Genomic DNA, 14,398 nt, shown 5'->3' on the forward strand with positions numbered 1-14,398 from the left:
GTAAGGAGAACTGATTTTGAAACCAATTTTCCTCAGCGTGGCCTTCATGCTGGTGTGTGTTGTGCTTTTGATTGTAGGGCAAGTAAGTAGTAAACAGAATACTGCCATTGCTGCCGAGTTAACCCAAACGCCGCCAGCCTCCACAACTGTAACTGAAAACAATATCTTAATAGCGAGTAATACTATGCCTGATGCTAATACCGTAACCACTCCCTCTGGATTAAAGTATGTGGAGTTAAAAGAGGGGACTGGGGCGACTCCTAAACCGGGACAAACGGTTGAAGTTCACTATGTCGGCACTCTAGAAGATGGTACTAAGTTTGATAGTTCACGCGATCGCGGCCAACCCTTCAGCTTTAAAATCGGTGCTGGACAGGTAATCAAAGGTTGGGATGAAGGACTTAGCACTATGAAAGTAGGGGGTCGTCGTCAGTTAATCATCCCCCCAGAGTTAGGCTACGGCGCTCGTGGTGCTGGTGGCGTGATTCCACCCAATGCAACTCTAATTTTTGATGTGGAATTGCTGGGAGTTAAATAGGGATTGGGGCATTGGGTATTGGTTTCTCCCAGTTCCCAGCCCCCAATTCAATAGCTAAATTTTTAAATTTTGAAACTTAGTAAATTGTGGATTAAACAAAAGTTTCGCAGTCCCTGTAGGACCGTTGCGATGTTTAGCTATAATAACTTCTGCAATGCCGCGATCGGGAGTATCGGGAGAGTAGTACTCGTCGCGGTATAACATTATTACTAAATCCGCGTCCTGTTCGATCGAATTGTGAACTATGATGTTATTCGCAACAAAGTTATGCAAACCAGGAACCGTAAGATCAAAGACTTCTTCCTCGCCGCTATATTCAATTGAAATTATTTCGTCCCAATAAACATCACTTTTGGCAAGAGTAACCAGTTTAGATGATTGAACAACTTTGCCGACTTTTAAAGCTCTTTCCCGACTTAAATTTACTTTGTAAAGAGTAGAGCCACAAAACGAAACTCCAATAGAGGCTTGTAATATCCGTGTGGTGAATCCAATAGCCTGCATCGCAGGTACAACGTCTATTTTCCAAACATCCTTCGGAATTATATCTCTATTAGGGTTGTGAATACTATTTTCAAGGTGTTGGAAAATATCTTGGAGTGAACGTAACTTATATTCTCCGACTGCTCCAACATGAATAATAAATAACTGGAGATCAGGCTTACCAGTGATTATTACATGATATTGATTTCTGCCTTTCCCAACTTGAGGAACTGTCCTGAGTGTTGCGTTAATGCCAAGTCTTAACAAAAGTGTTTGTATATCAAAAGCTAGTCTCTGGCTACTCGTTGCATAATATGCAACAGGTCTTAAGTTTTTTCCTGCAACCAATTTTATACAGCCATCTGTACTCCAAAGGTGTCTTAGAAAGCAACCTATTGATTCTTGAGGTTGTGAGAACAATTCTTGAGGTACAAATTTTTCATAAGACCTTAAACCAAAAACACCGAGAGAGTCTAGCCATTTGGCTATTGGATTTCTCACACGATGAGTTAGATGTTGTGCTGCGGATAAGTAAACTTGATACCACCCACGTTCAGGTGAAATTCTAGGAACAATTGAATCTCCAAAAACTTCTCTTGCCAAAAAAGCAACATTCTGAGCTAAATCTATTTCTTTAGTAGTGTACTGTATGGTATGACGTGGTAATGTACAACCGTCGCCAATTAAATGCCCTAATAATGCAACTTCGGCATAAGTCATGGTTTGTTTACTAGAACTAGGGAGATGTCTTGGTAAACATAGATGTTGTTTAGGAGTTAATTCATCAAGTCTTTTCCAGCCATTAACTGTTAAAAACTTATGATTACCTGTAGCACGGATTTTTCGGCCCAATCGAGTTGTTAAAGTAAACAGAGGCTTTACACCAGTAGAAAAAGCATTGCTAACAATTGCTTTTTCTAGCTGCATTGTAGCTTCGTTCAACGCCCAAACTACAAAACCAGATTTACCTGCTAATTCCTTAATTGGTACTTGCAGTCCATCTGGAGCTAATGTTACCAAAGTATCGCCTGCCAAACAACCGGATTCTCTCAAATCTGATAACATCGGGCGTTTGTTAGTCCGCGCTTCTACTCCTCGGCTCAACTGAGATAAGGCAATAACTGGAACAGATAATTCCCGCGCTAAACCTTTGAGTTGTCGCGTAATTTTTGATAATTCTTGTACGCGATTATCACCTGCTCCTTCCATCAATTGCAGGTAATCTATTACAATTAATCCTAATTCAGTTCCAATTTCAGCTTGCAGTCTTCTTGACTGACTACGCATTTGTGTAACTGTAATATTCGGCGTGTCATCAATATAAATTGGCATCTCAGAGAGGATACCAATAGCACGGCTTAAAGGCTCCCACTGTGTTTGACTGAGGCGGCCAGTTCGCAAATAACTACTTTCAATTTGGGCTTCACTTGCTAATAACCGTTGCGTCAATTGCTCTTTGGACATTTCCAAGCTGAAAAAAGCAACTGGTAATTTATAAGAAGCGGCAATATTATGAGCAAGGTTTAAGCAAAAGGCCGTTTTTCCCATTGATGGACGACCGGCGATAATAATTAAATCAGAACGCTGAAAGCCGCTAGTCATGGCATCTAAATCGTAAAATCCGCAGGGAATTCCAGGTAAAGCAATGCCTTGATTTCGATCCTCAATATCCTGGAAATTATTAATTAGAGTATCAGAAATATGAACTAAACCCGATTGGGGACGCTCTTGAGTAACGCCGAATACTTTCTGTTCTGCTTGATCTAGAACAACTGGTAACTCGGTTTCTGTCTCGTAACCAAGATGTACAATTTCATTGCCAGCTTTAATTAACTGTCGCCGCAGGTATTTTTCCATGACTAACCCTGCTAAGGCGTCGATATTCACAGCTGACACTGTACGGTCGACCAGAGTTGCTAATTTATTTCTACCACCTATCCGGGCTAGCATTTCATGGTCGGTCAGCCAACTTGTCACAGAGAGTAAGTCTGTGGGTTTCCCTTGGGTGTGGAGCCTCACAGCTGCTTGATAAATATCTTTGTGAGCGCTAATGTAAAAAGCTTCGGGAAGGAGGCGATCGCTAACTCGACTAATCGCTTCTGGATCTAGCAAAATACCCCCTAAAATTGCTTCTTCCGCCTCAATATTTTGTGGGGGGAGGCGTAGTTTACCGCCGTAGGCATCGCTACCATCGCCTTGAAAACTCAATTCTTCAGCCATAAACGATTTTAGTTTTGAGATTTTGCTAGAGACGCGATTAATCGCGTCTGTACAGGAGTTAGAAGTTATTCACTTTTACTTCCCTTGCTCCCTCATCCTCATCCCCCACATCTTTGCGTCCCTTTCTCCCTCTGCTGAGTTAGCTAGCGACTACTTGTATATCGACTTGCGCCGCTACTTCTGAATGCAGTTTGATTTCGGCTTGATAGGTACCAAGGTGGTTAATATCGGGGATGGTAATTCCACGCCGATCGATTTCTTGACCGGTGGCTGCCTTAATTGCATCTACAACATCTTGGGTGGTGATAGTACCGAAAATTGCTTCGTTTTCACCAACTTGTTTGGCAATTGTCAAGCTGCCAACTTTTTCTAAAGATTCTTTTTGCTCAAGAGCTTGTTGTCTTAGTTCTAATTGCCGTTGACGCTCTTGCTCGCGACGGCGTTCTACTTGCTTGAGAATACCAGGAGTGGCATTGGTTGCCAATTTCTGGGGAATCAGATAGTTACGAGCGTAGCCAGGAGCTACTTCCACTAAATCGCCAGATTTTCCCAGCTTGCTGATATCCTGATTTAAAACTAACTGCACGCGTTTCGCCATCGTTTTTCGTTTTTCCGGTAAAATATGATTAATTTGGGTTTGGGCAGCATAGCTCACAATCTCAGTGCTGTATTCCAAGCTTTTTGGCCTAATACCCTAAAGCTTACAGATCGTAGCGAAAGAAAGGGTGCGATCGCAACTATTAGCGCCAGAAAGTTGGAGAAATGGGGGATGAGGGAGCGGGGGAGGCAGGGGGAGCAGGGGAGGCAGGGGAAAAGGTTAAAGGTTAAAGGTTAAAGGGAAAAGGAATAAATTTAATCTTTCCCCTTTTCCCCTTACCCCTTCCCCTTTCCCTATGTCCAATGCCCCTTTGATCTTCATCCCCCACCTCAATTACGGGTGATAATTTCGACATTCGGGTGCATCTGGATTTTCCTTGCAGTATTCTTCAAAAGAGACTTTGGCTGATACCATACCTTCAGCTTTCTGATGAGCTGCTTCTGCCTGAAGTTCTTCTACCTCATCCCAGGCAGATGCACAGGGTTTAGAATAAGCACCTTGTTCAGTGCAAATAGCACGAGCCTGCTCAATTGCTTTTTGAATTCTCTCTTCTAGCAATAGCCCTTTTGGCGCTTCCACAAAGTCGCTTTTAGTTAAAATATCGGTAATTGAGATAATACCCAACAGCTTACCTTGAATCACTGGTGCGCGATGAATGCCAGTGTTAGCAAATAATCGCGCTACATATTCCACACCCAAATCAGGATTGACCACAATGCAGGGCTTGCTCATAATTTCGTAAACCCGTACTTGCTTTGAGTCTTTACCGTAGGCTGTTACCTTATAGACAATATCCGTTGCTGTGACAATACCATAAGCATCATTCTCATGACGACAATCCACAACCAGTGCCCGTAATCCTTTGCCCTTCATCAGCTCCACCGCTTCAGCAACAGTTGCCGAACCACGAATGGTAACTACCTCTTTGGTCATGATATCTTCAGCTTTCATCATTGTTGTAGTCTCCTGGTTAATAGTCCGGTGCAGCACAGCGCCCTCATGGACGCATCGAAGCATTGCAGCGCACAGTTTGCTAACTAGAAAGCAAAAAAAGTTGAACTTTTGCCCAGCTACAACAATAAATTAGACCAGTTGTCAACTCCTGATGTTATCCAATGTAACCAATGCCTAAAAACTAGACATAAATTGCGATCGCATTCTGCTTCTCAAAAAATTATGAATGAGAATTGGCTCAATACGGTTCGGATAAGCATTTTTCATTTTCCTTGTGGTCTGGGGAATGGGTTTGCGGGTAAAGGATGTATTCAAAACCTTTCCCCTTTAACCGAACCGTATTGGAAATTGGCTACCAAGAGGATGTGATAACAAAGAAAATTATCTTAGCAATATCTTTTGTTTGCCCTTTTACCAATCAGTTAAAATACTCAAACTATTTTGAATAATAATGAGAATAGTGCGGAGTATTAAATATATTTACTTCGTAGTATTTTAAAAAGCTTGTATCTAATTAACCTTTTCGTAGATTAATTTAGCATATTCAGTACTGAAAATTATTTATTTTTTAATTGCCGCCAATTGCCACATTTTCCAGAAATAACTAGAAATCAAATTCGTAATAATATGAGCAATAATCGGCACTAATAAGTTGCCCGTGAGCAAGGCACTATATGCGAATATCATGCCGACAATCGTTGCCCAAATTACATAAGGCCATTGTTGAGAACCGCTAAAATGCAAAATGCCAAAGCAAAGACTGGATACAATTACAGCTGTCAAATCAGAGCCTAAAGCTGGCAAAATCACACCTCTAAATAATAATTCTTCGCTCAACCCCGGTAGTAACCCCAGCCAAATTAAGTCTGGTAAAGCTAAAGGTTTCAGCACCATTTCTAGATAATAATCTGCGCTTTTACGATAGGCAGCCCACAGGCGATAAGTTAAGCTACTTAATGCAGTGATGACAAACCCCAACCCTACACCTAGCAGCAACTCTCTTTGGTTAAAGTTCCAAGAAAATAGAGAAAAGTTGCCAAAGTGTAACGAAAGTTTGGCGACTATCAACAAAATAATTGCAGTCGCTCCCATCGCCCCAAGTATTTGGATGCGCGTCAGGTATGGAATTTCTGGCTCTTGCTTTTTTTGTTCAATCACAGGTTTTAAGAGGAGAGGGGAAGGGCAGGGGAGCAGGGGGAGAATGACCAATGACCAATGACTAATAACCAATGACCAATGACTAATGACTAATTGACTGCAAAGGTAATAATTTGGGACGGAGAGCATCGGGATTGATGCCTGCTTTGTGTGCTACTAATATACCCACTGCTTCTAAATATGAGTTTACTTGTATAGATTTGATCCCCAAAGGTTCTGGAGGAACTTTTATCAGAGTTTTATTTTCTTCTACTGTAATTATTTGGCATCGTCTTTGGCTTAAACTCAGTAAAGCACTGCTGCCACAAGCAGTTGCAGGTGCGATCGCAGCATCCACTTCATCTGCCCAAATATCTTCTTTCTCTGATGCAATCAGTCTTTTCTCTATTATAAATTGTGGGGCACGACTTAATCCGACAAGTACACACGGCAAAAATGTATAGCCCAATTCTTCGGCGGCAGAACGCGGAGATAAATCAGGTTGTGGTGGTTCGCTCAAAAGGGCGGGAGAATGAGCGCAAGGGATTTGAAAGGTTCGCACTAGCAAATGGCTAATTACGGCTTCTGCACCCGCTAGAGAATCGACACCTTCACCCTGGCGGTATTTCTGTACTGCTTCTGAGTTCATATCATCGGGGAAACGGGCAACAACTGCGATCGCTTCTGCTCCCGCTTTTTTGATTAATATCTCAGCTGCCCGTAATAAACTATCTGGGTTGCCAATTGTTCCCCAACTAGCTCCCGATGCGGTAGTCCGTAATTCTACATCTAACGGCGCATCAGTAATTACATAATCTGTTAAAGTCAATCCCAGGGTTGCTCTAACTGCATCTGCTGCTTGTATATGTCGTAGCCGTAACTCTGGCTCAATGGCTTGGTCTAAAAGCAAACCTACTTTATTGGTGCGAACTGGACGCAAACCCCAGCATCCAGAAGAAAATTTGTCAAGTCCGTAACCTTCAACATAAAAAGCGTTAGGGAGATTCCAGTACAAACTTGCGCCATTCAGGACATTGGGGTGAGTAATTAGGCGATCGCAAACCTGTGCTATAACTCTAGCAACAGGTAAAGCATCTCCTGCATAACCCCCAATGGCAGCCCCAACCCCAGTTGGTACAATTAAGATAGCTGTGTAGGGACGATTCATTTTAAGTTATGAGTGATGAATTTATGAATCAGAAGCCATCAACTCCTAACTCTGTCAATTTTAGATTTTTCCTTAAATCCAAAATTCAAAATCTAAAATTGAATGACTTTTAACTTTTTACTGTCGTTACCACAGCTTCAACTGTCGCTTTTTGTTCGTCAACGTCTACAGAGGTAACAGCCCAACGGAGGGGTTCGCCTTGTTTCTTTAACTCTGTTTCAATTACTTCTAGTAATTCTGCGGGAGTTTCTTGTAAATCAATTTCTGCGGTAATAAAATGAGTAGTCATCTTAGTAAATCCTGTTAATTTGTAGTTTCTAGAATAGCTGATGTCAGTTGCGATGTACTTGTGTTATTTATCAAATTTGGTAATGTCAGTGAACAGTTATTCAGTTATAAATCATCATCCGATATACTGATAACTGTTCAGAGATTATTTGCCTTTGCCAAATTGTAACTGATAAACTATGTCTTCCTTTTCTGTCTCAAGTTTCAAATCAGAAAGGGGTTTGGCAACACAAAGCAATACGTAACCTTGCTTTTGTAAATCTGGACTAACGCCCATGCCATCAGTTTGATCCACAGTTCCCTCAGATATTTGACCGGCGCAAGTTGTGCAAACACCAGCATTGCAAGAACTCGGCAGTTCCAAACCAGCAGCATCGGCAACTGATAAGATCGTTTCATCTTCGGGAACTTGCAAAGTATGAATTTTGCCTTGGTGATTAATTTCTACAGTGTAAATTTTGGACATATACAAAGGAAGTGTGACGCAACGAGAACTTTAGAGATTCAGGCTTGGGCCGTTCAGAAGTTCGGTGGACAAGAAGGTTATTTTATCTGATAAATAAGCACATTACCAAGTGAACAAAGACGAAAAGAGAATTATTTTCAAAGAGCCTTATCAGGAAAAAATAGTTATACAGTGATAATTATAAGTCCTTGCTAGACAAAAAACTTAAAGTAAGGAGACTCACTTGCTGTTAATTCCACCTGTAAAGACTAGGGAGGTTAAATCCTCCTGAAACTAGAAAAGTGATGATACACACTTAAAACTTTGTTTGGCTAAATATTTGAAGTGGAGTTAAGAATGCTGGAATCATATCGTAAACACGTTGCCGAAAGAGGATCACTGGGAATTCCCCCCTTACCATTAGATGCAAAGCAAACATCTGAACTGTGCGAATTACTGAAAAATCCGCCAAAGGGTCAAGAGGATATATTATTACATCTATTGCGCGATCGCGTTTCTCCTGGTGTCGATCCAGCAGCTTATGTCAAAGCTGGATTTCTCACTGCGATCGCTAAAAAGGAAATCACCAGTCCCTTGGTTTCGCGCATAGAAGCGGTGCAATTGCTGGGCACGATGGTAGGTGGTTACAATGTGCAATCTTTAATCGAACTGCTGCAATGGCCCACCGTATCCCTCTCTGACTCTTCCGAAACACCTCTGGTAATGGGCGGACAAGGAAAGGAACCCATCGCCGCTTACGCCGCCAACGCTTTAAGCAAAATCCTCTTGGTGTATGATGCCTTCCACGATGTTTTAGAGTTGTCTAAAACCAATCCTTTCGCCAAACAGGTGATTGACTCTTGGGCGGAAGCTGAATGGTTTACCATGCGCCCCACAGTAAAAGAAGCGATTACTGTCACCGTTTTTAAAGTTCCTGGCGAAACCAACACCGACGATTTATCCCCCGCCCAAAGCGCCACAACTCGCCCGGATATTCCCTTACACGCCTTAGTGATGTTAGAGTCACGGCAACCGGGAAGCTTACAAACCATTGCCGAACTGAAGAAAAAAGGGCATCCTGTAGCTTACGTGGGAGATGTAGTTGGTACAGGTTCCTCGCGTAAATCTGCCATCAACTCAGTATTGTGGCACATGGGAAATGATATACCTTTTGTGCCAAACAAACGCGCTGGAGGTTATGTTTTAGGTGGTGCGATCGCGCCAATCTTCTTTAACACAGCTGAAGATGCCGGTGCTTTGCCTATTCAGTGCGATGTCACCAAACTCGAAACCGGCATGGTAATTACCATTCATCCCTACAAAGGTGAAATTACAAACGAAGCAGGCGAAGTTATTTCCACCTTTGACCTTAAACCTGATACCATCCTTGATGAAGTTCGCGCAGGTGGACGCATCCCCCTACTTATTGGACGTACCCTCACCGATAAAACTCGTCTTGCACTAGGTTTAGAACCCAGCACCGTCTTTACCCGTCCCCAGCAAGCCTTTGATACAGGCAAAGGCTACAGCCTAGCCCAGAAAATGGTCGGTAAAGCTTGCGGATTACCTGGTGTGCGTCCCGGCACATCCTGCGAACCCATCATTACTACCGTTGGTTCTCAAGATACCACAGGCCCCATGACCCGCGACGAATTAAAAGAACTCGCCTGTCTTGGTTTCAGTGCAGACTTAGTTATCCAAAGTTTCTGCCACACAGCAGCTTATCCCAAACCAGTAGACATCCAAACCCATCACGAACTCCCCGATTTCTTTGCTTCTCGTGGCGGTGTCGCCCTGCGTCCCGGTGATGGTATCATCCACTCTTGGTTAAACCGGATGCTGCTACCGGACACGGTAGGAACTGGCGGCGACTCTCACACTCGCTTCCCCTTGGGTATTTCCTTCCCCGCCGGTTCTGGATTGGTAGCCTTTGCAGCCGCCTTGGGTGTGATGCCTTTAGATATGCCAGAGTCAGTTTTGGTAAGATTCAAAGGTGAATTGCAACCCGGTGTCACCCTGCGCGATGTCGTAAATGCCATTCCTTACGTAGCAATTCAAAAAGGTTTGCTGACAGTAGAGAAACAGAATAAGAAAAACGTTTTCTCTGGGCGAATTTTGGAAATAGAAGGTTTGCCAGATTTAAAAGTCGAACAAGCCTTTGAACTCACCGATGCTAGTGCCGAACGTTCTTGTGCCGGATGCACAATTAAGCTGAGTGTAGAGACAGTTTCAGAATATCTGCGTTCTAACGTAGCGTTGCTGAAAAATATGATAGCACGGGGCTATGATGATGCGCGTACCATGCTGCGCCGTGTGGCAAAGATGGAAGAATGGTTAGCAAATCCCGTGTTATTAGAAGGTGATGCTGATGCCGAGTATGCCGAAATAATTGAAATTGATTTAAACGAAATCAAAGAACCAATTGTTGCTGCTCCCAATGACCCCGATAATGTTAAGTTATTATCGGAAGTTGCTAACGATCCAGTACAAGAAGTATTCGTCGGTTCTTGTATGACGAATATCGGTCATTATCGGGCAACAGCGAAAGTTTTGGAAGGCGCAGGTGAAGTGAAAACTCGCTTGTGGATAGCACCACCAACGCGCATGGATGAACACCAATTAAAAGAAGAAGGTGTATACAGCGTTTTTGGGGCTGCGGGTGCTAGAACAGAAATGCCAGGATGCAGTTTGTGTATGGGTAATCAGGCGCGAGTTGCTGATGGCACAACAGTATTTTCTACCTCTACCCGCAACTTTAATAATCGCATGGGTAAAGATGCGCGAGTATATCTTGGTTCAGCAGAATTAGCCGCAGTTTGTGCGTTACTAGGACGCCTGCCGACAGTGCAGGAATACTTAGATATTGTAGCGAGTAGAATTCATCCTTTTGCAGATGATTTGTATCGGTATTTGAACTTCGATCAAATCGCCGGTTTTGAGGATGAAGGGCGCGTGATTTCTAAGGAGGAGGAGGCTTTGTTGGTATAGTTTAATTAGGTGGGTGTTATACCCACCTAATATTTAGCGTTTCCAAGAGGAATATTAATGACTAGTCCATCTTTTATAAATGAACAAAATCTCTATGAACAAGACTTTTACTTGTGGACACAAACAATTGCCCAGCAGTTAAAAGAAAATAATTTTAATGGAATAGATATACCTAATCTAATTGAAGAAATTGAAAGCATGGGTAGGAGTGAAAAACGCGAGTTAAAAAATAGATTAATTGTGTTATTAATGCACTTTTTAAAATGGCAATATCAACCAGAAAAACGTAGTGAAAGTTGGCACAGTACCATTTCTGAACAGCGTATCTGTATTGAAACATTATTAGAAGATAGTCCGAGTTTGCAACCTCTACTTGCAGAAGTATTTGAAAATTGTTATCAAAAAGCTCGTGTAAAAGCATCTGACGAAACAGGAATTAAATTAAATTTATTTCCAAAAGAATCTCCATTTACATTAGAAGAAATCTTAAAAAATAGTTATTAGGTTGAAAACAAGAATGAATTTTTATACTGTCGTACTTAGAAAAAATTCTGGCTATTGGGTTGCTTTATGTTTAGAAAACGGCATTGTCGGGCAGGGAGATAGTCAAGAAGATGCAATTAAAAAACTGAAAGAAGCAATTGAATCTTTTGAAATTGTTTATGAGTCTGAAAGTAATATTTATAAATCTCCCATTTCAATAGATGAGTTACATGAATTTTTATTTTTTGAAGAGAAAGAACAAGATTCAGAAATATATGAATTAAGGAAGGTTTATGCCTAAAAATATACCTTCCCTGAAACCAAAGGAGTTAATTAAACTTTTAGAACAAGCAGGTTGCAGATTTCATAGAGAAGGAAAAGGCGACCATTGTTTATATACTCGTGAAGTTGATGGTAAAAGAAGAATAGTTCCTATAGATACGGGTGCAAGAGAAATGTCTCCTGGTTATATTTTGCGTATTTTTCGCCAGTTTGGTTTTACTGATGAGGAAGTTGAGAGTCTGTTAAAATAGATGATATTTCAGTATTTATACCATCTATAACAGTATAAAGAATCTAATAATTTGTATATAGATTATTATATTTAAAAATCTTCATGCCCTACCTAAAATCGAAACATTTAACAATCAACTCGAAGAAACGGAATGAGGAGTCAGACAAAGCGAATCGTAAATTAATCTACATCGGTGGAGAAATCCGCTTTCAGTCTGAACAATATTTAGAAGATTATATTGAAGCTTCTTTTGAGACAATATTCCCAGAATTGCTTTTAATTAAACGTCAGTATAGTATCAAAATGCAGCGATGTGATTTACTTTGCTGTAGCAAATTAGATAAACAAGCAGTCATTATTGAATTAAAAAATGAAGAAGATAGAGGATTAATATCACAGCTATTAAGATATCGGAAAATAATTTTACAAAATCAATCTTTCGCCGATCAAATTAATTACTTATTACCGATAAAGTTAATCGCTATAGCTCCTAATTTTCATGAAGATAACTATACAGATAAAGAAGCATCAAAATTTGAAGATGATATATATTTTTGGAAATTCCATATTGAATATGAGACAACAGGTGCTAAGTTCCAATTAGAAGGTAAGAACTATGATATTCTTTACCCTGTGTTTGGCTTACCTGGCAGCTTACAAAATGAAGACTTGCAAAGTAAACTCTTACCAGCTTTTACTCATAACTTTAAAAGTAACTTGCCTGTAGATACTCATCAAAATTTTAGAATTATCAGAGAGCTTTTTATGGCTCAACCAAAGATAAAGGAAATGGTTAGCTCTACTTATAGAAAAATACTGTATGGTACTGGTGAAGGAAACAATCATAAGAAACTAGCTGAAATAACTAATACAAGTAAAGGAATATGGTTGTTTCTTTGGTTGCCAACTACAGTTAAAACTAAAATCAAAATTCCAGTAGCACGATTTGGTTTTGTATTAGCTGCAAATAACAGCCATTTTGCTCAAGATTCTGTAGTTGAATGGTTGGTGTGTACTAAGACTACTGTTAATCTTGAAGATCAACCTAACAATAAGATTTGTTTATCATTTGATAGGCATGGTATGGCGAAATGGACAAGTGCAAATATGTATTTATCTCAAGCCTCGATAGGTTCAATAAATACTTTAGATTTATTTATCTATCTGCTGAAAGGTGCTACCCGTCCTTTTGATGATTCTATTTGGGAATGGTGGAGGTCACAGGAAAAAAATACTCCTACAAATTTGGGATGGTATATTGATTTAGCTATTAAGACTTGGAACTATAGGATTAAATAAACAATTTATTGATTTCATCGATGTCCTTTTAAGTCAAGCTTTAGGAGTATAGGAGTACAAAGATAACAATGTTTTCACCTAATTGACCATTCTATCAGCGCGATCGCATCCTTGCACTTTGCACACAGACCTAACCCCCCAACCCCCTTCCCTTGCAGGGAAGGGGGATAAATCCGGCTCCCCTCTCCGCTTCGGAGAGGGGCTGGGGGAGAGGTCAATACGATCGCTATAGACTGTACTGAGATTCAAAACCGCGTAGGCGTAAGCCCGTCGTAGACATTTAAATTCCAAACTCGACACTTGACTCTCAAAGGCTCAATTGCGGCAATATTAACCTTGCAACCATATCAACAAGTAGAAACCTCATAGTGTTTGCACAATAAAGATAGCCATTTATGGTATAGAAATGTATAGAATCTTGTAAAGATATAAAATATAGTTGTTAAATGCACACATTTCTCGCTTCTTCCTCAATGCAGCTGTCTGTACCACCAACTCACTTTCAGCCTATGAAGATTGTCGCACTGGGGGACAGCTTAATTTATGGATTCGGCGACCCGGAAAAAGGAGGCTGGATTGAGCAACTACGGCGATGGTGGATGTTGCCGGATAGTGCTGGTCATATTCTTTATAATTTAGGGGTGAGAGGCGATCGCACGCAACAAGTAGCCCAAAGGCTAGAAGTTGAATTTCGTCACCGGGGTGAGCTGCGAAATCGCGTTCCCGATTTGATTATTTTATCCGTAGGCGTGAATGACTCCGCACGGTTGGCGCGTCCCGATGGACGAAGTTACACAGATTTTACATTATTTGAAAAGGAAATTGCGTCTCTGCTAGATTTAGCACAGCAACTTTGTCCTGTGTTATTTGTGGGTATGGTGCCAGTGGATGAAGCCAAGATGCCATTTTTAGACTGTTTTTACTATAATCATGCCGACCAGTACCGCTACAAAGAAGCAACTCGAATTGCTTGCACCGAACGCCAGATTCCCTATTTAGATATTTTTGAGCAATGGATAGAACGTGGTGAAAGTTGGCGGCTCAAACGCTTGAGTGAAGATGGACTTCATCCCAATACACTAGGTTATCAAGCTTTGTTAGAAGATGTAATCAATTGGAATGCCATACCTTCTCTACGTTCGCGCAGCGTGTCGCAGACAGACGCTAGGCGAACAATAGACTTTGCTAATGCAGCTTATCATTCTCAATTCGATTATCACCTTAAGCCATCCTAATAATATATAGATGTGTTGGTGCTTTGGGGCTAGCTGATATTCTCGTAT

At 41.2% G+C, this 14,398-nt stretch carries 14 protein-coding genes; 7 read left to right on the plus strand and 7 right to left on the minus strand.

The window, feature by feature from the left end; all coding sequences use genetic code 11:
• Nucleotides 1–16 precede the first annotated feature (16 nt).
• The gene (locus RMX98_RS16545; RefSeq protein ID WP_322679360.1) at nt 17–538 is read left to right on the plus strand and encodes an FKBP-type peptidyl-prolyl cis-trans isomerase; all 522 of its coding nucleotides are present in this window, start codon (nt 17–19) and stop codon (nt 536–538) included.
• 54 nt (nt 539–592) lie between these two features.
• On the opposite strand, the gene RMX98_RS16550 is transcribed toward RMX98_RS16545, so the two are convergent.
• From RMX98_RS16550 to RMX98_RS16580, 7 genes are all read right to left on the minus strand, one after another.
• Nucleotides 593–3,241, minus strand: a complete 2,649-nt coding sequence (locus tag RMX98_RS16550) for a replicative DNA helicase (protein WP_322679359.1) — start codon at nt 3,239–3,241, stop codon at nt 593–595.
• Between the two features lie 139 nt (nt 3,242–3,380).
• The gene (gene rplI / locus RMX98_RS16555) at nt 3,381–3,839 is read right to left on the minus strand and encodes a 50S ribosomal protein L9 (protein WP_322674026.1); all 459 of its coding nucleotides are present in this window, start codon (nt 3,837–3,839) and stop codon (nt 3,381–3,383) included.
• Between the two features lie 333 nt (nt 3,840–4,172).
• Nucleotides 4,173–4,793, minus strand: coding sequence for a CP12 domain-containing protein (locus RMX98_RS16560; protein ID WP_322678514.1), 621 nt, complete (start codon nt 4,791–4,793; stop codon nt 4,173–4,175).
• Nucleotides 4,794–5,354: 561 nt separating this feature from the next.
• A complete protein-coding gene (locus tag RMX98_RS16565; protein WP_322678488.1) occupies nt 5,355–5,951 on the minus strand; it encodes a CPBP family intramembrane glutamic endopeptidase in 597 nt (198 codons plus the stop codon).
• An 82-nt stretch (nt 5,952–6,033) separates the two neighbouring features.
• Nucleotides 6,034–7,098: a DUF3326 domain-containing protein gene (locus RMX98_RS16570; protein ID WP_322678487.1), complete on the minus strand. Its 1,065-nt coding sequence runs from the start codon at nt 7,096–7,098 to the stop codon at nt 6,034–6,036.
• A gap of 109 nt (nt 7,099–7,207) precedes the next feature.
• Entirely contained in the window at nt 7,208–7,387 is a 180-nt protein-coding gene (locus tag RMX98_RS16575) for a hypothetical protein (protein WP_229548581.1), read from the minus strand.
• A gap of 144 nt (nt 7,388–7,531) precedes the next feature.
• Nucleotides 7,532–7,852, minus strand: a complete 321-nt coding sequence (locus tag RMX98_RS16580; protein ID WP_322678486.1) for a 2Fe-2S iron-sulfur cluster-binding protein — start codon at nt 7,850–7,852, stop codon at nt 7,532–7,534.
• A 336-nt stretch (nt 7,853–8,188) separates the two neighbouring features.
• On the opposite strand from RMX98_RS16580, the gene acnB reads away from it, so the two are divergent.
• The 6 genes from acnB to RMX98_RS16610 all read left to right on the plus strand — a co-directional run bounded on the left by acnB (nt 8,189) and on the right by RMX98_RS16610 (nt 14,350).
• Entirely contained in the window at nt 8,189–10,819 is a 2,631-nt protein-coding gene (gene acnB / locus RMX98_RS16585) for a bifunctional aconitate hydratase 2/2-methylisocitrate dehydratase (RefSeq protein WP_322678485.1), read from the plus strand.
• A gap of 57 nt (nt 10,820–10,876) precedes the next feature.
• The gene (locus RMX98_RS16590) at nt 10,877–11,323 is read left to right on the plus strand and encodes a DUF29 domain-containing protein (RefSeq protein ID WP_322678484.1); all 447 of its coding nucleotides are present in this window, start codon (nt 10,877–10,879) and stop codon (nt 11,321–11,323) included.
• 13 nt (nt 11,324–11,336) lie between these two features.
• Nucleotides 11,337–11,603 (plus strand): type II toxin-antitoxin system HicB family antitoxin, encoded by a 267-nt coding sequence (locus tag RMX98_RS16595; RefSeq protein ID WP_322678483.1) that lies wholly within the window; start codon nt 11,337–11,339, stop codon nt 11,601–11,603.
• Complete coding sequence (locus RMX98_RS16600; RefSeq protein WP_322678482.1) at nt 11,596–11,835, plus strand: type II toxin-antitoxin system HicA family toxin; 240 nt, start codon at nt 11,596–11,598, stop codon at nt 11,833–11,835. The genes RMX98_RS16595 and RMX98_RS16600 overlap by 8 nt, the downstream gene beginning before the upstream one ends.
• Nucleotides 11,836–11,918: 83 nt before the next feature.
• Nucleotides 11,919–13,115: a hypothetical protein gene (locus RMX98_RS16605; RefSeq protein ID WP_322678481.1), complete on the plus strand. Its 1,197-nt coding sequence runs from the start codon at nt 11,919–11,921 to the stop codon at nt 13,113–13,115.
• A gap of 446 nt (nt 13,116–13,561) precedes the next feature.
• Nucleotides 13,562–14,350 (plus strand): GDSL-type esterase/lipase family protein, encoded by a 789-nt coding sequence (locus RMX98_RS16610; protein ID WP_322678480.1) that lies wholly within the window; start codon nt 13,562–13,564, stop codon nt 14,348–14,350.
• Nucleotides 14,351–14,398: the final 48 nt, after the last annotated feature.

The organism is Nostoc sp. DedQUE02, assembly GCF_034531035.1.
Taxonomy (GTDB): domain Bacteria; phylum Cyanobacteriota; class Cyanobacteriia; order Cyanobacteriales; family Nostocaceae; genus Nostoc.